Below are 17,894 nucleotides of genomic sequence, written 5' to 3' on the forward strand. Positions count from 1 at the left end.
GGCAGCGGCTCGGGCCGGTCGGAGCCCCAGGGAAGTAAAGCGGAAACGTCGGGAAACGCGTTTCCCGGCGAACCGGCATAAGTCGTGCAGAGCAGCAGGAAGGAAACTGCGGAAACCGGGCCTGAGCGGCGGCGGGTTTTGTTATCAAACACCCGCCGCCGCCCGGGCGCTTATTCCACCACCAGGCGCTGGGTCACGGTCTGGCCGTTCACCACCACGCGCACCAGGTACAGTCCCTTAGGTATTCCGGCCACGCTGAACGTGGTTTCGGCCGTGGGCAGGGCCACGGTGCGCACTACCTGACCCACGGCGTTGAGCAGCGTGGCCGAAGCCGGGCCGCCCACCGGCCGCGCAATGGTGAGCTGGGCGTGGGCCGGGTTGGGGTAGGCTCGCACCTGGGGTGCCAAGGCCGGACTGCCGGCCGCCAGCACGGCGTTGGGGCGCACATGCAGCTCGAAGCGGCCGGCCACGCGGCGGGCGTCGGCCCGGAAGGCATACCCCGCGGCGGGCAGCTGGCGCAGGTTGTAACGGGTTCCGCTTAGGTTGTCGACGAGTTCCACGAGCGTACTGGCCGGCACGTTGGCCAGGCTGGGGGCCGCCAGGGCGTAGGAGCCGGGAGCGGGCACGTCGGCCGTCAGGGGCACCGCTACCGCAGTGCCGGTGAGTTCGGGCAAGCCATTTACGGCCAGTGCCTGACCCGTAGCGGCCACCGAAACCAGGTTCAGCCCGGTGGTGTTGGGTAGCTTATCGGCATCAAAGCGCGGGTCGAAGCCGGCCGTGGCCCCGGCCTCAAAATAAACGAACGTGGGCTCATGAGTGCCCTGGGCCGTTATCAGATCCAGCTGCACCGAAGGCCGGGTATCGGCGGCCGGGCGGCTGAAGGCCGGGTTCTGGTAGCTGGTGGCGCGCCAGCTGTTCTGGAAGCTGAACGCGGGCACGGGCTGGCTCACGCGCACGAAGAAGCTCTGCATGGAGGCAATCAGCCCGCCGGGCAGCGAGCCGACTCCGTTCTGGTAGAACTGGTAAGTACCCGTGTACTGGCTATCGGACTGGAACACGTACACCACATCCTGCACGCCGGTGGGCAAGCTGGTACGGACCAGATTCCAGTCGAGCGGGGCGGGGTAGGGGTTGCCCAGCAAGTGCCAGCCTACATCGGCCCCGACCCCGCGCGTGAGGAAGCCCACCGGCACGGCACCATTCTGGAGCGTGCCAGTCAGGGCCACCGTTTCGGGGGCGGCAATGTTCACCAGGTAGCCCCGGCCCGCTACCAGGTGGTCGGTGAGGGCGGCGGGGGAGAAGTAGCCCCGCTCGAAAGGCGGTATGGCCGGATTGGCTCCGTACAGGCGGTCCTGATTGTAGCCCAGCACCGTGGGCAGCGGCAGCACCGAGTCGGGCCGGGCGGCCGTGTTGTAGGCCGGGTTGACGACGGGCGTGAAACCGGCCGTGGCCAGCTCGCCGACGGTGGCAGCCTGTACGGGGGAACTGAAGAACCGGTAGCCCAGTCCGGGGTTCCGGCCCGGGTCGAGGTAGCGCTGCACGGTCGTGGGGCCGACTACGGCGGCGCTGCCGTTGTTGATGACCATGGCCGTGGCCGTGGCCGAGGAGCGGAGCGTGAACGGCTGGCCGTTGGTAGCCAGGCGGCCGTTGAGCGTGAGCAGGCGCTGGAGGGCGGCCGTACCCGTGAGGGCCGCCCGGTTGGCTCCTACAGTCAGGTTCCAGAAAACCGTGGAGCCGGGTCCGCCCAGGCGCTGGCGCCGGCTGCCGGTCAGGGCCACCAGCCCCCCGGTGGCACTGAAGGTTCCGGCGTTGCGGAACGCTTCGAGCAGCTCCAGCGTGCCGCCCGTTTGGGTCAGGGCGGCCCCGCTGGCCAGCGTGAGGCTGCGGGCGCCGGCCGTGCCGCCGCCCAGTACGGGGTAGCGCGCGGCTCCGGCCGGAATGGTTACCTCGAAGTTCGTAGTGGGCACGCCCCCGGTCCAGTTGCCGGCCGCGAACCAGTCGGTGGAAACGGCACCCGTCCAGGTCGTTGCGGGGGCCGTGTAGGCAAATCCGAATCGGGCAGTGGCCCGGTTGCCGCCGCCGGCCGGATTCTGCGCCCCGTTGGCGGGCACCCGCACGGTTACCGGGCCGGTAATAGTGGGCGTGAGGCGGAACGTGTAGGTAGCACCCGTGCCCGTGAAGTCTGAAACAGTACCGTTGGTGACCACTACATCGGCGGCCGTGAAGCCCAGAACCGCCTCGGAAAAGGTAACGGTGAAGGTTAGGGGCGAAGTGCTGGTAGTACCGCCGTTGACCACCCCAACCGACTGGATGACCGGCAGTGGCCCCGCCGTCTGGTAAACACCGAAGTAAGCCGTTGCTTTCGAGCCGTCGCCAACGCGCGTGAACTGCCCTCCGGCGTACACGTTAGCGCGGCCATCAGACGCCAGGGCGGACACGGCTCCGTTCAGGCCCGTGCCCGGGGGGCTCCAGCTCGTACCATCCCATCTGGCAATATAGTTGACCAGCACCCCGCCCGCCCGCAGGAACAGCCCGCCCACGTACACGCGGCCGTTGCCGTCCACGGCCAGGGCCTTGGCGTCGCCATCCAGGCCCGCGCCCAGGGCGCTCCAGCTCGTGCCGTCCCACTTGGCAACGTGGTTGACCGGCGTGCTTCCGGCCCGGGTGAAGACGCCGCCGGCGTACACGTTGCCGCTGCCATCCACGGCCAGGGCATCTACATAACTGTTGAGGCCCGAACTCAGGGCGTTCCAGCGCGTACCGTCCCACTTGGCAATGTGGTTAGCCAGCGTGCCCCCGGCCTGGGTGAAGACGCCCCCGGCGTACACATTACCGCTGCCATCTGCGGCCAGGGTGCTAACGAGGTAGTCCATTCCCGTGCCCAGGCCACTCCAGCTCGTGCCGTTCCACTTGGCTACGCGGTTGGCCGCTGCGCCCCCGGCCTGGGTGAAGTAGCCGGCGGCGTACAGGTTGCCGCCCCCATCTACGGTCAGGGCCAGAACGGTGCTGCTTACTCCCACGCCCAGCGTGCTCCAGGCCGTGCCGTTCCACTTGGCTACGCGGTTGGCCGCTGCGCCCCCGGCCTGGGTGAATTCGCCGCCGGCGTACAGGTTGCCGCTGCCGTCCACGGCCAGGGCATACACGGCGTTGTTGAGGCCCGCGCCCAGGGCGCTCCAGCGCGTGCCGTCCCACTTGGCTATGCGGTTGGCCCCCGTGCCGCCGGCCGTGAGGAAAGTGCCGGCGGCGTACACGTTGCCGCTGCCATCCACGGCCAGGGCGCTAACCAGGTTGTCCATTCCCGCGCCCAGCACGCTCCAGCGGGTGCCGTCCCAGCTGCTCACGCGGTCGGAGGCCCTGCTGCCGGCTCCCGTGAAGTTGCCGTTGGCGTAGAGCCGGCCGCTGCCGTCCACGGCCAGGGCCCCCACACTGGTGCTGCTGGAGCCCGCGCCCAGCGTACTCCAGCCCGTGCCCCGCCACTTGGCCAGGCAGTTGGCGGCCGCGCCCCCGGCCGTCGTGAACCCCCCTCCCACGTACACGTTGCCGCTCTCATCCACGGCCAGCTCGTTCACGTCGCCGTTCACCCCGCTTCCCAGGGCGTTCCAGGTGCTGCCGTTCCACTTGGCCAGGCGGCTGGCCGACACCGAGCCGGCGAAAGTGAAGCCCCCCCCCGCGTACAGGGTGCCGTTGCCGTCCACCACCAGCGCATTTACCGCTTTATTAACGCCCGCGCCCAGGGGGCTCCAGCGCGTGCCGTTCCACTGGGCTACGTAGCTGACGTTTATGCCGCCGGCCGACGTGAATTCGCCCCCCGCGTACAGGGTGCCGCTTTCATCCGCAGCCAGCGCGTACACGTAGGCGTTCATGCCCACGCCCATACCACTCCAGGCCGTGCCATCCCACTTCGCCACGCGGTTAGCCCCCACCGTGCCGGCCGTCGTGAATTTGCCGCCGGCGTACAGGTTGCCCCCAGCATCCACCGTCAGGGTAAACACGTCGTCGTTTACCCCCGCGCCCAGGGGGCTCCAGCGCGTGCCATCCCACCGGGCCACGCGGTTGGCGGCCGCGCCCCCGGCCGTTGTAAAGCGCCCACCGGCGTACACGTGGTCGTTATCATCCACGGCCAGGGCGAGAACGGTGCCGCCCAGGCCCGCACCCAGCGGACTCCAGCGCGTGCCGTCCCACTGGGCAATGTAGCTGACGAGCGTGCCCCCGGCGTAGGTGAAGAACCCGCCGGCGTACACGATGCCCTCCCCATCCACGGCCAGGGCCGTAATGCTGCCATCCATGCCCGGAAAGTCGAAGCCGTCCTGCCAGTTTTCGTCATCCGCGCCAGTCGGGCGAAATACCGGCCCTCCCGTTTGCGCACTGCGGGTCATCTGGTAGCCGGTGGTCGAGAAAGAGCCCCGCGCTCCGGGGCGCAACGTGCCGTTGGGGTTGAGCATTTGCCCCACTGAAGGGGCCTGCGCCCAGCCCAGCGCGGGTAGCAACAACAGCAGCGCCAAGGTCAGGCGGACCAGTAATCCGCACCTGCGGGCTACCAAACTATCGGGAAGAAGTAGAGGCATAGGACCGATAACGAAAAGCAGGAGGAAAAGGTGCGCCCCGGCCCGGCAAATTGCCAAACACTTTTGCGGCAGTGGCTAACGTGGTGCCCCCGGGTGTTGGCACAACCATTGCCCCCGGGCATGTGCTGCACGCGGCCCCGCGCAAGGTGGGGCCGCGCAACGGCCTTCGGCGGATAGAAAAGAGAAACTATGGTACCAGCAGGAGGGCCTGCTACGGCGCTACGCGGGCATCCCGGGTAACGCTATAGCAGGCCCTCCGCAACTCAGGGTACCAGGTAGCAGGTCGTGGGTACTGGCTACACGCTCAGGATTTCCACCATGCGCATGAAGCTCTGGTTGATGAGCTTCTTTTTGTGGATGGTGTCGGTGAAGGGCGTGTACACCAGCTTGCGGTCCACGATGCCGGCCATCACGTTGCGCATCCCGTTCATGAGGCCTTCCACGGCGGCAATACCGATCTGGGAAGCCAGCATCCGGTCGGCGGCCGAAGGAGCCCCGCCGCGCTGGATATGGCCGATGATGGTCACGCGGGTGTCGAGCTGCGGAATGGCGGCCTTCACCTGCTTGGCTACGGCGTGGGCGTTGCCTTCCTCGTCGCCCTCGGCCACTACCACCAGAAACGACGTTTTGGAGCGGTTCCAGCCGGCCTTGAGCACGTCAATCACCGCTTCGGTGGACATCTGGGTTTCCGGAATCATCACGATTTCGGCCCCGCCGCCAATGGCGCAGGGAATGGCGATGTAGCCCGAGTCGCGGCCCATCACCTCCACAAAAAAGCACCGGTCGTGGGAGTCGGCCGTGTCGCGGATTTTGTCGATGGCCTCCAGGGCCGTGTTCACGGCCGTATCGTAGCCTATTGTGTAGTCGGTGCCGTAGAGGTCGTTGTCGATGGTGCCGGGCGCGCCTACGGTCGGGATGCCGAACTCCTGCTCGAAGATGGTGGCCCCGGTGAAGGTGCCGTTGCCGCCAATGGCCACCAGCCCGTCGATGCCGTGGTTCACCAGCTGGTCGAAGGCCAGCTGCCGGCCCTCGCGGGTCTGAAACTTCTGGCTGCGGGCCGATTTGAGGATGGTGCCGCCCTTCTGAATGGTATTGGAAACGGAGGCCGAATCGAGCTTTACGAACTCCCCTTTAATCATGCCGCTGTAGCCGCGCATGATGCCATATACTTCAATTCCGTGATACACGGCCGTGCGCACTACGGCCCGAATGCAGGCGTTCATGCCGGGCGCGTCGCCTCCACTGGTGAAAACTGCAATGCGTTTCATCGTCAAACTCTTCCGTAACTCAAAAAAAACCGGCAAAAGCCGGACCGGGCAAAGGTGGCAAATATGCGGGGAAAGTAGCGGGTCGGGGCCGCGAAAAGATAAAACAGGGCCATCGAAACGGCTGTTTTCCGGCCGCTTGCGTATCCGGGCTATTGCGACTTGTCGCTTAAACGCCTAACTTAACTGAATTTCGAATCTGTTTGGCCCCCTCCCGGGACCCACCCGGGCCCGTTCTCACGCCCCATCTGCCTAATTGCCTGCCCCTATGTTTGGTTTTTTTGAAAACGAGCAAACCAGAAAAGTAAAGAGCCACATCATGAACCTGGCTGCCCTGGCGAAGGCCGATGGGCACATTGATGAGCGGGAAATGAACTTCATTGTGGCGGTGGGGCGCAAAAACGGCATGCGCTCCGGCGAAGTACGCTCCATTGTGGGCAATGCCAGCAACGTGCACATGGTGCTGCCCGACAACGATTCGGAACGGTTCGACCAGATTTTCGACCTCGTGGATATGATGCTGGCCGACGGCATCGTGGACGACACCGAAATGAGTTTCTGCGTGGATATGGCCCAGAAGCTCGGCTTCCGCCAGGACGTGGTGAGCGTGCTGGTGCTCAAAATTTCCCAGGGCGTAAAAGACGGCCTGCCCCGCGACCATATCAAAGCCGACGCGCTGGGTTTGGTGAAGAATTAAAAAGTAAAGGTGACGCATTAAAAATGCTCACTGAACAGCCCTTACGGTGCAGTAAGGCTGTTCAGTGAGTATTTTTAATGCGTCACCTTTTAATTTTTAATTGCTCGTAAGAGCCCCGCGCAGGCTTCGTCGATTTCGGCTTCGGTGATGGTGAGGGGCGGGGCAATGCGCAGGGAGTTGTCGCAGAACAGGAACCAGTCGGTGAGCAGGTGCTGCTCCCAGAGGGCACGGTCGATGATGGGCTTGAGCACCTCGAACGAGTCGAACTCCACGGCCATCAGCAGCCCGCAGTGGCGCACCGCCCGGATGGCCGGGTGCACCAGCTGCCGCCGGAACCGCGCGGCCTTGGCGGCCACCCCGGCCAGCAGGTTTTCATCCTGAATAACGCGCAGCGTGGCCAAGGAAGCCGCGCACGACACCGGGTGGCCCCCAAACGTGGTACAGTGGCCCAGAATCGGGTCGGTTTTGAAGCCGGCCATGATGTGCTGGGGCGCGATGAATGCCCCGATGGGCATGCCGCCGCCCATGCCCTTGGCCGTGAGCAGAATATCGGGCGCGATGCCGAACTGCTCGAAAGCCCAGAACGTGCCCGTACGCCCGAAGCCGCACTGAATTTCGTCCAGAATCAGCAGGGCGCCCACCTCGGTGCAGCGCTGGCGCAGGGCCGGCAGGTAGCCGGGCACGGGCACCCGCACGCCCGCCTCGCCCTGCACCGTTTCGATAACCACGGCGGCGGTGTGCTCATCAATGAGCTGCAAATCCTCGAAGTTGTTGTGGCGGAAGTGGTGGACGTCGGGCAACAGGGGCCGGAAGGCGTTCTTGAATCCCTCGGAACCGGTAATGCTCAGGGCGCCGTGGGTGGAGCCGTGGTAGGCGTTGAGGCAGCTCAGCAGTTTGGTGCGGCCGGTGTGGCGCTTGGCCAGCTTGAGGGCTCCTTCCACGGCCTCGGTGCCGGAGTTGGTGAAGTACACGTTGTCGAGGTGGGCGGGCAGGGTGGCGGTGAGGGCCTGGGCCAGTTGGGCGGGTGGGGCCTGCACCAGTTCGCCGTACACCATCAGGTGCAGGTACTTATCGAGCTGGTCCTGGATGGCGCGCAGCACCTGGGGGTGGCGGTGGCCCACGTTGCTCACCCCGATGCCGGCAATCAAATCGAGGTAGCGCTGGCCGTCGGGGCCGTACATGTACACGCCCTCGGCCCGCTCAATTTCCAGCAGCAGCGGAAAATCGGAGGTCTGGGCCTGGTGGCGGAGGAAAAGCTGGCGGGGGGTGAGCATCGGAAGCGGTACTAAATGGCGCAGCCGCCGGCCTCCCGGGCCGGGGCATACGCGCAGGTAACAGTTGGGGCGCGCAAAGGTACGGCGGCCGGCAGGTTTGGCGGCCCGGAAAAACAAAAACGGCTGCCGAAGCAGCCGTTTGCCGGATATAGCAAGAACCGGGTAGCCGATTGTGGGGGCTAATCGTCCGGCCCGTCGGCGGCGCCGGCGTTCATGCCGGGGCGGCCGGCCACGCGCTTGAGTACTTCGCGGGTGAACTGGCGCTCGGCCAGAAACAGCCGGCCCACCTGCCGCACGGTAATCACGCGCTGAAACTTGTCGAAGTAGTCTTTTTCCAGCGTTATTTCCTGCTGACGCAGGCCAAAAGACTGATTGATGTTGTCGCGCAGCTGCTGGTCGGAGAGGCCGTCGGCATCGGCGGGGCGGAGCTGGCGGAGGCGGCGGTTCAGGTCGCGGCGCTTGGCCGTGAACTCGTTGTAGAGGGGCCAGAACTTCTGGGCCTGATCGGGGGTGAGGGCAATTTTCTCGGTCAGGTAGGCAATGCGGGCGTTTTCGAGCTGGCTCAGCCGTTCTTGGCGCTGGTCCCCGCGCTGGGCGTGGGCTCCGGCCAGCGGCAGCACGGCCAGCAGGCACAGGAGCGAGAGAGTACGGAGTAGATGGTTCATGGGGTGGTAGTTAGCGGGTGGTGCCGGGGTAAAGATAATTCCGGCGGCCAAGGGGAAAGTTAGAGGTACGTTTCCTCGGAGGGTTGCAGGTCCAGCAGGTCCTGAAGCTCGTCGGGGGAGGCGTGGAGGTAGGTTTCGGCGGGCGTACTCCGGGCTGTGCCGGGCAATTCGGCCAAATCGGTGAGGCTGATGCGCTGGTCGCTGGCCAGCAGGTACTGCATGAGCTCCTGCTGGGGCACCCGGGCCAGCGCGGCCCCGGCAACCGGCCCGGCGGGTCCGGCCGGATTCAGCAAAAACGAAGCCGCGAAGCCCCCCAGCACCACTACCGAAGCCAACGCCGTGCGCAACGGGGCCGACAGGGCCGCCAGCCAGCCCCAGGCCGGAGCCGCCGGCGCAGGAGCGGCCGGCACGCGCTGCATCACCCGCATCGGGAGCTGCTCGAAATAACGGTCCGGGGGCGGAGCCAGCGGGGGCTGGGGCCGCCGCCGGTGTTCATCCAGACGGAAAGGAGTATTCATGGCAGTTGGAGTCAGAAGGGGTACTGGGGTTTAATGAATCACAGATGTTGCAGATGTTGCAGATAACGCAGATTCGTTCTGGTTGTCGCTTCCTGTATACTATCAGCCAGAACGAATCTGCGTTATCTGCGACATCCGCGATTATGCGTTCATCTGGGCTTCAATTTTCTTGGCGGCGTGGTGATAGGACGCTTTCAGGGCGCCCACGCTGGTGCCGGTTACTTCCGACATCTGTTCGTAGGGCATCTCGTCGTAGTAGCGCAGGTTGAACACCAGCCGCTGCTTGTCGGGCAGCGTGAGAATGGCCTTTTGCAGTTTCAGCTCGATTTCGTCGCCGGCCAGGCTTTCGTCGGCTTCCAGGTTGGCCGTCAGCTCGGCCGTGAGGTCGGTGAGGGGCAGCAGGAATTTGCGGCGCTTGCTCTTGAGCAGGCTCAGGCACTCGTTGGTGGCAATGCGGTAGATCCAGGTGTAGAGGGCGGCATCCTGGCGGAAGTTTTCCAGGTGCTTCCACACCTTGATGAACACGTCCTGGGTCAGGTCGTCGGCGTCGTCGTGGTTGACGACCATTTTGCGCACGTGCCAGTACACCTGGCGCTGGTACTTGCGCACGAGCTGGTTGAAGGCCACATTGCGGGAGGCCGGGTCACGGAATTTGGCAAGGATTTCCTGGTCTTCCAAAGGGCGCAGGCAGGGCGGGTGAGGGAGCGGGGGTAGCGGCGGGTTGGAGGCGGTCGGCGGGTAAGGGTTTAATCCGCATCCGCGAAAATATTCATCTTTGGGCGATGCCGGCCGTTCAGGATTTGCTGTTCAGCTGTTCCCCGTGGTATCCGGGACCCTCCGTAAGCCATGGGGTGGGTTGCGGAAAGCCGTCACGCGCCACTCTGCCACGTGGGTTGTAACAGGAAAGGAATACTTTTAGCCCAGTTAACCAACTGCCCGCCGCTATGAGCAATATGATTCAGTTCGTGGCCAACCACGACGACCTGTCCACCGACAAGGGTTTTCAGTTCAAGTTCTACTGCGACAAATGCCGCAACGGGCATATGTCGCGCTTCCAGCCCAACTCCATCGGTATTGCGGGGGAGCTGATGCGGGCCGCCGGCAGCCTGTTCGGGGGGCACTTCTACGACGCCGGCACGGCTGCCTACCACGTGCAGCGGGCCATCGGGGGCAAGGCCCACGATGGGGCCCTGGAGGCGGCCGTGGCGGCGGGCAAAACCTACTTCAAACAGTGTACCCGCTGCGGCCACTGGGTATGCCCCGATGTGTGCTGGAACCACTCGGCCGGTCTCTGCGAAGACTGCGCCCCCGACGAGCACGAGGAGCTGGCCGCCCAGCAGCGTCAGGCGGCCCGGGAGCAGATTCAAACCAAAACCCGGGAGCACGACTACACCCAGAACCTCGATTTTCTGGGCCGGGCTGCGGTAGTCCCGTGCGCCCAGTGCCAGCACAAGCTGGCCCCGGGCCAGAAGTTCTGTCCCGAGTGCGGCACGGCCAGTGCGGCGGCCGCGCCCAAAGACACGTTCTGCGCCGACTGCGGGGCACCACAGCAAACCCCGCAACGGTTCTGCCCCGACTGCGGAGCGAAGCAGTAAACGTCCGCTACCGCTTGGTGGCGTAAGAAAAGCCTACCGTGAGGTTGGTGTTGCCGGGTACTTTGCCTTCGCTGAACTGGCTCTCGTAGGTGTAGTTGTAGGAGAAGCTCACGGCCAACGCGTTGGTGAGCTTGAGGGCGGCCGTAGACACGTTGCTGAAGCGGTAGTTGCCGAAGTTGGCCAACGAGGGCTGGTAGAACGTGGTGGAGCCGAAGGTGAGAATGCGGAACGTGTAGGCCACTTTCAGGCGCACCGAGTTGCGGGCCGTGACCACGGTGCGGCCGTCGAGGAAGTTGGTTTGCTCCCGAATCACGAGGTTGCTCACCGATACTTCCCGGCCCAGCGTATCGGAGTAGAAGGCCCAGCCGGGGCCGCCGCCCACCTGTCCCCGCCGCGTGATGCCACGCAGGTTGCTCTGCTCGTAGCCGCCCAGCGCGTAGGCTCGGAACCGGCCCTGGTAGTAGTAGGGCGTGGCATGGAGCAGCAGCTCCCGCTCGCGCAGGCGCCCATCCTGGCGGCCGTAGGCAAAGTTCAGGTTCAGGGGCAGGCCCAAGTGCTGTCCCCGGGTAAAGGTGAGGCTTTGGGTGGTAGCCAGCAGCGTGCGGTTCACGCCGCCCTGGCTGTAGGCCCCCGTGAGCTGGCCGCTGTACACGATGCGCGTGGTATCGGGCTGTTGCTGGTTCTGGGCGTGGGCCGCCGGAAGCAGCCGCAACAGGAGCAGCCCGCCGGCTGCCAGGGAGAAGAAATAGCTTGAAACCATAGGGAGCTGCTGAGTCGGGCCGGGGCGACTTGGGCAAGCCCTTCAAGTACACGCCCATACGTGACTCCACCGCGCCGGAACCGGGGCCAAAGATAGGCCCTACAGGCTTGAGTGGCCCGTAGCGGCCGGCTTGGCGGGTGAGCCGCCCCGGCGTAAAGGCCGCGCGACTCGGCTGATTTTACGTATACTTACTCCCTTAATTGGTGCCGCAACTGCTCGTATCGGCTGTCGGGCCGCTACCTTCTTCGTGTATGACTTTTCGTTTGGCGTGGCCCGTGCTGGTGCTCTGGCTGGGGATGCTGGTTCCGGCACTGGCCCAGGTGATTCCGCCACCCATGAAGCAGGCCCCCCGCCCCGCCAGCCCCGGAGTGGTGCTGCCCGGCCCGGCTACCCCCAAAGACTCGGCCCGCTCCCAAGGCCTGGTGACCGATACCGAAACCCTGCGCCGCATCGACTCGCTGCGGCGGGCCAACTCCGGCCGCCTCGAACAGATTCAGACCGAGCTGCTGACCCTCAAAAACAGCTCGACCGACAAGCGCCGCGAGCGGGATCTTATCACCGAAATCATGGCTTTGCGCCAGGTCGATTCGCTGCGCCAGGCCCGTGCCCGCCAGTACATCGATTCGCTCAAGCAGTATGCCAAGGGCTTTCCGGTGGCTCCCCACGGCGATACGCTGTTCTACGTGTACACCAAGCTGGGGCCGTTTTCGCCCCGGGAGCGGGCCCAGCTCACGGAGGATAAGATCAAGCGCCTGCAAGAGGGCGTGTTCTTCAGCCCCGATTCGCTGCTGATTTACCCGTCGGAGCAAACCACCGACCTGATGTACGGCCAGCAGGTGCTGCAAAGCATCAACCAGAACGACGCGCTCTGGCAGAACGTGTCGCGCGACTCGCTGGCCCGCGCCCACCGCGCCCGGATTATCGCGGCCGTGGTGGCCTACAAGGATGCCAATAGCCTCAAGAGCATTGCCAAGGAAATCGGCCTGACGCTGCTGGTGCTCATCGTACTTTACTTCACGGTGAAGTACGTTATCAAGCTGTTTCGTTGGGTCCGGCTCAAGCTGAGGGCCAAGGAAGGCACCTGGTTCAGGGGCATTAAGTTCGGCAACTACGAGTTTTTCAATGAGCAGCGCCAGCTGAGCACCGTGCTGCTGCTGGCTACGGTTCTTCAATGGATTGTGGTGCTGCTGACCATTTATCTGGTGCTGCCCATCGTGTTCAGCATCTTCCCCGGCACCCAGGGCATTGCCGACACGCTGCTGGGCTACGTGTTCAACCCGCTCAAGAAAATTGGGCTGGCGTTCTGGAATTACCTGCCCAACCTGTTCACCATTGCCGTTATCGTGGCGGTGTTCCGCTACGTGCTGAAGGCTATATATTCCATCAAGGAAGAAATCCGGGAGGGCAACATGGCCATTGAGGGCTTCTACGCCGACTGGGCCAACCCCACCTACCAAATTGTGCGGGTGCTGGTGTTTGCCTTCGCCCTGGTCGTGATTTTTCCCTACCTGCCCGGCTCCGATTCGCCGGTGTTTCAGGGCGTATCGGTGTTTCTGGGCTTTCTGTTCACGTTCGGCTCGGCCGGCTCGCTCTCCAACATCGTGGCCGGACTGGTGCTGACGTATATGCGGGCCTACAAAATTGGCGACCGGGTGAGAATCGGGGATGTGACGGGCGACATCGTGGAAAAAACGCTGCTCGTGACCCGCATCCGGACCGTCAAGAACGAGGAAATTACTATTCCCAACTCCTCGGTGATGAGCTCCTACACCACCAACTTCTCCACTGCCGCCCCCACGCTGGGGCTGGTGCTGCACACCACCGTCACCATCGGCTACGACGTGCCCTGGAAGCAGGTGCACCAGTTGCTGCTGGAGGCTGCCCGGGCCAGCGAGTTCGTGCTGGCCGAGCCCCAGCCCTTCGTGCTCCAAACCAGCCTCGACGACTACTACGTGGCCTATCAGCTCAATGCCTACACCCGCGAGGCCGGCAAACAGTCCCTCATCTACTCGCTCCTGCACCAGAACATCCAGGACAAATTCAACGAGGCCGGGGTCGAAATTATGTCGCCCCACTTCCGGGCCGTGCGCGACGGCAGCTCGGTAAACCTGCCGGCCCAGTACCTGCCCAAAGACTACCAAGCCCCCAAGTTCCGGGTCGAGAACTCGGACGAGCCCAAAGGGTAAGGGCCGGGGGCACGGGCACTGTTATGCTGCGCTCCGCTCAGGCTGACGATACTGTGGGTAAAGCCCCCGGCAACCCGGTTCCCGGCCCAGAAAACCCAAAAAATCATCTGATGCTCACTGGAAAAGCCTGACCTTTGCGGCCGGTCCGGCGCAGTTGTCGGGCCTGGGGGGGAGCTGCGGAAGTTGACCGGATGGCTGTTTCTCCCACCTTACCAGACAGATACGCCCGGCCGGCACCCAGTAAACAGGCATGATGAAATTGGTGAATAAGATCAGGAGGCAGCTCAAACAGCGGTATGATGCCATTGATAATATTCACTTCAAGCGCGACCTGCTCAACGCGCTGCCTTTCTGGTTCGGGGCCCTGATAACGGGCCTGGTAGCCGTGCTCTACGCCAAGCTCTTTGCCTGGGCCGAGGCCGGTACCCGCTACGTCTACCACCACTCGCCCGAGTCGAAGTGGGCCTTTCTGCTGCTCACGCCGCTGTGCTTTCTCATCGGCTGGTATCTGGTGAACCGCTTTGCGCCGTTTGCCCGGGGCAGCGGCATCCCGCAGGTAACGGCCGCCATCGACCTCTCCAACCCCCGCCACAACTACAAGGTTGTGCGGCTGCTGAGCGTGCGGGTGATACTCGTTAAGGTCGTATCGAGTCTGTTCGTGATTCTGGGTGGGGGTGTGATTGGCCGCGAGGGGCCGACGATCCAGATTTCGGCCGCCATCTTCAAGCAGGTCAACCGGCTGCTGCCCGCCTGGTATCCCAAAATATCCAAGCGCAACATGATAATCACCGGGGCCGCCGCCGGCCTGGCCTCGGCTTTCAACACGCCGCTGGGCGGTATCGTGTTTGCCATTGAGGAGCTGACCAAAACCCACCTCAACTTCTTTAAATCGGCCCTGCTCACCGGCGTTATCATTGCCGGCCTCACGGCCCTCAACCTGCTTGGGCCCTACCTGTACCTGGGCTATCCGCGCCTCGACAACATCCCGATCTGGATTATTTTCGTGGTGATGCTGGTGGCCCTCATTACCGGTTTCGCGGCCAGCGGCATGGGCGAGGCCATCCTGTTCATTCTGCGCCGCAAGCAGCAGCTCACGTCGGCCGCCGAGAAGATGGTGTACCCGCTGCTCTGCGGGCTGGCCATTGCCCTGCTGGCCGTGCTGGTGGATGAGCGCATGTTCGGCTCGGGCAAGGAAATCATGTTCGAAACCCTGTTCACCGACCACAAGCACGTGGAATGGTACGTGCCGATTCTGCGCATCATCGGCCCCATTCTCTCGTTTTCAACGGGCGTGGCGGGTGGTATTTTCGCGCCCGCGCTCAGTGCCGGGGCCAGCATCGGGGCCGTGGTAGCGGGCTGGATGTACCTCACCGACACGGCTACCAATCTGCTGGTGCTCTGCGGCATGGTGGGCTTCCTGACCGGCGTCACGCGCAGCCCCTTCACCTCGTCTATCCTGGTGATTGAGATGACCAACAGCCACAACATCATCTTCTACCTGATGCTCACGGCGCTGCTGGCCAACCTGGTGTCCAACCTCGTCAACCGCCACTCCTTCTACGACCAGCTCAAAACCCAGTACATCCAGGAAATCCACCGCGACGAGGTGCTGGAAGCTACCCTGGAGGAAGAGGCTGCAAAGAAAGGGAAAGGGGAATGAGGAGAAGTGCGTAAATGGGGTATATTGCTGACAGTCTGACTCGTTAGCGTGCACATCCATGCGTGGTCTCAACAAAGTAACCCTGATTGGTAACCTGGGCAAAGACCCGGAAATTAACGTGCTGGAAGGCAACGTGGCCGTGGCGAAGTTTTCGCTGGCTACCTCCGAAAGCTTCCGCGACAAGAGCGGCCAGCTCCACACGAGCACCGACTGGCATAGTATTGTGCTCTGGCGCGGTCTGGCCGAGCTGGCCCAGGCCTATCTGCGCCGGGGCAGCCTGGTATACGTGGAAGGCAAACTCAAAACCCGTTACTACGACGATGCGGCCGGGGTGCGCCACTACGTAACGGAGGTAGTGGGAGAGCAGGTGTTGATGTTGGATAAAAAAACCGGCGAGGTGCCGCCCGCCTCATGAACGTGGCCGTGTCGTTGCGCCTGAACGCGGCCCGCACTGGGTTTCAGGTATTCTTTCCTTATTCGGATGTCACCTTACGGACGGCTTTGTTAGCCGCCGGGGTGGGGTACGAAGCCGCTGCCCGGGGCTACGTGCTGCCGGCTACGTCCGAAGCCGTGGCCCCGTTGCGGCAGGTGTGCCAGCGCCTGAACGTACCGCTGCATGTGCCCGTGGTGCCGGCACTGGCCACTGAGCCGCCGCCGCCTACTGCGCACGAGGTGCTGCTGTCGCGCTACTGCCAGTTTATTGCCCTGAAGCGTTATAGCCCCCAAACCCTGAAAAATTATCGGGGAGCTTTTCAGCTGTTTCTTACCCACCACGCCCCGCGCCTGCCGCTGGAACTCAGCAAGCAGGATGTACTTGACTACCTGGCCGGGCGCGTGGCAGCCGGTATATCAGAGGCTTACCAGAACCTGCTGATCAATGCCATCAAGTTCTACTACGAGCAGCTGGAAGGCCAGCCGCGCCAGTATTATGAGGTGCCCCGGCCCAAGCGCCCGCTCCAAAACCCGAAGCTGCTGGCCAAAGAAGAAGTAAAGGCGCTGCTGCAAGGCACCCATAACCTGAAGCACCGCGCCATGCTCATGCTGGCCTATGGCCTGGGGCTGCGCCTAAGCGAAGTGCTGGCCCTAACGCCGGCCGATATTGACGCGAAGCGCATGGCGCTGTACGTGCGGGGTGGGAAGGGCAAAAAAGACCGCAACCTGCCCTTGCCCGAAATACTCTTGCTGCTGCTGCGGGAGCAGTTCCGGCAGTTTCGGCCTACCACCTTTCTTTTCGAAGGCGCGCAGCCGGGAGAGCCTTACAGTGCCCGCAGCCTGCAGCAAGTAGTGAAGCAGGCCGCCGAGCGTGCTGCCATTCGGCGGCCCATCTCGCTGCATATGCTGCGCCACTCCTACGCTACCCATCTGCTGGAAGGTGGTACCGACATTCGGATGATTCAGGATCTGCTGGGCCATGCCAGCATCAAAACCACCGAGATTTACACCCACGTTGCCCAACGAACCCGCATTGCTTCACCACTCGATGAACTGGGCTTATAGAAGGCTGAGTAGCGTAATCCCACCCCAATTCGGTAGAATTACGCTACTCAGTAGCGTACTATCGATGGATTGTCGCTACTTGCAGTGTCGCGGAGTAGCGGCAACCCAAATGTTATCGGCAAGCTTAAATCGACAACTATGGGACATTGGAAAGAAGTAGCAATGGAAATGCAAGAGCAAGAAAGTGACAGACATTTGGCTGACCTACTTGGCATTACTTATGACGAGTTAACAGAACTTGATTATGAAATTGAGACTGACCAAAGTCGTGACGGACTTGTTTATAATTATCGGATAGAGTTTGATATAGACAATTCACCAAAAGATATTCTAAGTAAAATCAAAAACCTTGAAGATGGTTGTAGAGTTTATTTTCAACCTTGGGACTTTGACGAAGAATATGATTATGACGAACAATATGACGCTATAACTGAAAACAAAGACTATTTACAAAAATTCAAAGATGAAATTGCAAATTTAGAAGCTTTAAATTCTCTAAAAATTCCTGATGAAGTACTTAAAGCAATTCTTCATAGACAACTTTTTATAAGCGTTATTGGAACAATGGAAACTTTTCTTGCAGACGCATTTATTAACTTGACAAATGACAACGAAGAATTTTTAAAAAACTTTATTGAGACACATCCTGAATTTAAAAAAAGAAAATTTGAATTACGTGAAGTATTTGAAGAATATAGTAAAATAAAAGAGACAGCAAAAAAAGTAATGCTTGACACCATTTATCATAATCTACCATCAGTAAGCCAAATGTTCGCTGACACATTTAAAATTGAATTTCCAAGTATAAAAAATGTTTACGAATACGTCTTAAAAAGACACGACTTAGTTCATAGAAACGGAAAAACTAAAGAAGGAGAAACCGTGGTTACAGACGAAAATGCAATTACTGAACTCATTAGTAAAGTGACAGTTTTTACAAATGACATTGCGACCAAACTCAACATTACGTGACAAGCCAGCCGATAACATTGGGTTTGGCAATAGCAGGGCTGACCTGCATATCATCAGCTTTTGTACTACTATCATCAGTAGTTCGGGCTGAAATTTCTTTACTCAACTTTTTGTTCTTAATTTCATCTTTAGTAATTCTATTGGGCTGCGGTTACGGGCGGACAATTATAAAATTCCCTGCCATCGCCAAGCCCCGTCCGTTAGCGGCTATTGGTCGAAACATCTCACTAACACAAAATT

The 17,894-nt window shown here is 61.8% G+C and carries 14 protein-coding genes; 7 read left to right on the forward strand and 7 right to left on the reverse strand.

Annotated features, from left to right (window positions below; all coding sequences use genetic code 11):
* Window positions 1-170 precede the first annotated feature (170 nt).
* The gene (locus tag D0T11_RS02270) at window positions 171-4,565 is read right to left on the reverse strand and encodes an Ig-like domain-containing protein (RefSeq protein ID WP_119654164.1); all 4,395 of its coding nucleotides are present in this window, start codon (window positions 4,563-4,565) and stop codon (window positions 171-173) included.
* 296 nt (window positions 4,566-4,861) lie between these two features.
* Entirely contained in the window at window positions 4,862-5,833 is a 972-nt protein-coding gene (gene pfkA / locus D0T11_RS02275) for a 6-phosphofructokinase (protein WP_119654165.1), read from the reverse strand.
* Window positions 5,834-6,098: 265 nt separating this feature from the next.
* Here pfkA and D0T11_RS02280 point away from each other — a divergent pair, with 265 nt between their 5' ends.
* On the forward strand, window positions 6,099-6,527 hold the full coding sequence (locus tag D0T11_RS02280) for a tellurite resistance TerB family protein (RefSeq protein ID WP_119654166.1): 429 nt from the start codon (window positions 6,099-6,101) through the stop codon (window positions 6,525-6,527).
* An 89-nt stretch (window positions 6,528-6,616) separates the two neighbouring features.
* Here D0T11_RS02280 and D0T11_RS02285 read toward each other — a convergent pair whose 3' ends face one another.
* The 4 genes from D0T11_RS02285 to D0T11_RS02300 all read right to left on the reverse strand — a co-directional run bounded on the left by D0T11_RS02285 (window position 6,617) and on the right by D0T11_RS02300 (window position 9,662).
* Entirely contained in the window at window positions 6,617-7,801 is a 1,185-nt protein-coding gene (locus tag D0T11_RS02285; RefSeq protein WP_119654167.1) for an aspartate aminotransferase family protein, read from the reverse strand.
* 179 nt (window positions 7,802-7,980) lie between these two features.
* Window positions 7,981-8,466 (reverse strand): hypothetical protein, encoded by a 486-nt coding sequence (locus D0T11_RS02290; protein ID WP_119654168.1) that lies wholly within the window; start codon window positions 8,464-8,466, stop codon window positions 7,981-7,983.
* Window positions 8,467-8,525: 59 nt separating this feature from the next.
* Entirely contained in the window at window positions 8,526-8,984 is a 459-nt protein-coding gene (locus D0T11_RS02295) for a hypothetical protein (RefSeq protein WP_119654169.1), read from the reverse strand.
* 141 nt (window positions 8,985-9,125) lie between these two features.
* Entirely contained in the window at window positions 9,126-9,662 is a 537-nt protein-coding gene (locus tag D0T11_RS02300) for an RNA polymerase sigma factor (RefSeq protein ID WP_119654170.1), read from the reverse strand.
* 266 nt (window positions 9,663-9,928) lie between these two features.
* On the opposite strand from D0T11_RS02300, the gene D0T11_RS02305 reads away from it, so the two are divergent.
* A complete protein-coding gene (locus D0T11_RS02305; protein ID WP_119654171.1) occupies window positions 9,929-10,579 on the forward strand; it encodes a zinc ribbon domain-containing protein in 651 nt (216 codons plus the stop codon).
* A gap of 7 nt (window positions 10,580-10,586) precedes the next feature.
* Here D0T11_RS02305 and D0T11_RS02310 read toward each other — a convergent pair whose 3' ends face one another.
* Window positions 10,587-11,339, reverse strand: a complete 753-nt coding sequence (locus D0T11_RS02310; RefSeq protein ID WP_119654172.1) for a DUF481 domain-containing protein — start codon at window positions 11,337-11,339, stop codon at window positions 10,587-10,589.
* 251 nt (window positions 11,340-11,590) lie between these two features.
* Here D0T11_RS02310 and D0T11_RS02315 point away from each other — a divergent pair, with 251 nt between their 5' ends.
* From D0T11_RS02315 to D0T11_RS02335, 5 genes are all read left to right on the forward strand, one after another.
* The gene (locus D0T11_RS02315; RefSeq protein WP_119654173.1) at window positions 11,591-13,525 is read left to right on the forward strand and encodes a mechanosensitive ion channel family protein; all 1,935 of its coding nucleotides are present in this window, start codon (window positions 11,591-11,593) and stop codon (window positions 13,523-13,525) included.
* A 250-nt stretch (window positions 13,526-13,775) separates the two neighbouring features.
* Window positions 13,776-15,185: a chloride channel protein gene (locus tag D0T11_RS02320; RefSeq protein WP_119654174.1), complete on the forward strand. Its 1,410-nt coding sequence runs from the start codon at window positions 13,776-13,778 to the stop codon at window positions 15,183-15,185.
* 58 nt (window positions 15,186-15,243) lie between these two features.
* A complete protein-coding gene (locus tag D0T11_RS02325) occupies window positions 15,244-15,600 on the forward strand; it encodes a single-stranded DNA-binding protein (RefSeq protein ID WP_119654175.1) in 357 nt (118 codons plus the stop codon).
* Window positions 15,597-16,682, forward strand: coding sequence for a tyrosine-type recombinase/integrase (locus tag D0T11_RS02330; RefSeq protein ID WP_119654176.1), 1,086 nt, complete (start codon window positions 15,597-15,599; stop codon window positions 16,680-16,682). The genes D0T11_RS02325 and D0T11_RS02330 overlap by 4 nt, the downstream gene beginning before the upstream one ends.
* A gap of 138 nt (window positions 16,683-16,820) precedes the next feature.
* Window positions 16,821-17,654 carry a hypothetical protein gene (locus D0T11_RS02335; protein ID WP_245990579.1) on the forward strand — a complete coding sequence of 278 codons (834 nt, stop codon included), beginning with the start codon at window positions 16,821-16,823 and terminating at the stop codon, window positions 17,652-17,654.
* The last annotated feature ends 240 nt before the right edge of the window (window positions 17,655-17,894 follow it).

It is taken from the genome of Hymenobacter rubripertinctus, from assembly GCF_003583925.1.
GTDB lineage: Bacteria > Bacteroidota > Bacteroidia > Cytophagales > Hymenobacteraceae > Hymenobacter > Hymenobacter rubripertinctus.

Excerpts from the sequence above, each read along its gene's own strand:
- D0T11_RS02270 (WP_119654164.1), bottom strand. The coding sequence starts at position 4,565 with ATGCCTCTACTTCTTCCCGATAGTTTGGTAGCCCGCAGGTGCGGATTA.
- pfkA (WP_119654165.1), bottom strand. The coding sequence starts at position 5,833 with ATGAAACGCATTGCAGTTTTCACCAGTGGAGGCGACGCGCCCGGCATG.
- D0T11_RS02280 (WP_119654166.1), top strand. The coding sequence starts at position 6,099 with ATGTTTGGTTTTTTTGAAAACGAGCAAACCAGAAAAGTAAAGAGCCAC.
- D0T11_RS02285 (WP_119654167.1), bottom strand. The coding sequence starts at position 7,801 with ATGCTCACCCCCCGCCAGCTTTTCCTCCGCCACCAGGCCCAGACCTCC.
- D0T11_RS02290 (WP_119654168.1), bottom strand. The coding sequence starts at position 8,466 with ATGAACCATCTACTCCGTACTCTCTCGCTCCTGTGCCTGCTGGCCGTG.
- D0T11_RS02295 (WP_119654169.1), bottom strand. The coding sequence starts at position 8,984 with ATGAATACTCCTTTCCGTCTGGATGAACACCGGCGGCGGCCCCAGCCC.
- D0T11_RS02305 (WP_119654171.1), top strand. The coding sequence starts at position 9,929 with ATGAGCAATATGATTCAGTTCGTGGCCAACCACGACGACCTGTCCACC.
- D0T11_RS02310 (WP_119654172.1), bottom strand. The coding sequence starts at position 11,339 with ATGGTTTCAAGCTATTTCTTCTCCCTGGCAGCCGGCGGGCTGCTCCTG.
- D0T11_RS02315 (WP_119654173.1), top strand. The coding sequence starts at position 11,591 with ATGACTTTTCGTTTGGCGTGGCCCGTGCTGGTGCTCTGGCTGGGGATG.
- D0T11_RS02320 (WP_119654174.1), top strand. The coding sequence starts at position 13,776 with ATGATGAAATTGGTGAATAAGATCAGGAGGCAGCTCAAACAGCGGTAT.
- D0T11_RS02325 (WP_119654175.1), top strand. The coding sequence starts at position 15,244 with ATGCGTGGTCTCAACAAAGTAACCCTGATTGGTAACCTGGGCAAAGAC.
- D0T11_RS02330 (WP_119654176.1), top strand. The coding sequence starts at position 15,597 with ATGAACGTGGCCGTGTCGTTGCGCCTGAACGCGGCCCGCACTGGGTTT.
- D0T11_RS02335 (WP_245990579.1), top strand. The coding sequence starts at position 16,821 with ATGGGACATTGGAAAGAAGTAGCAATGGAAATGCAAGAGCAAGAAAGT.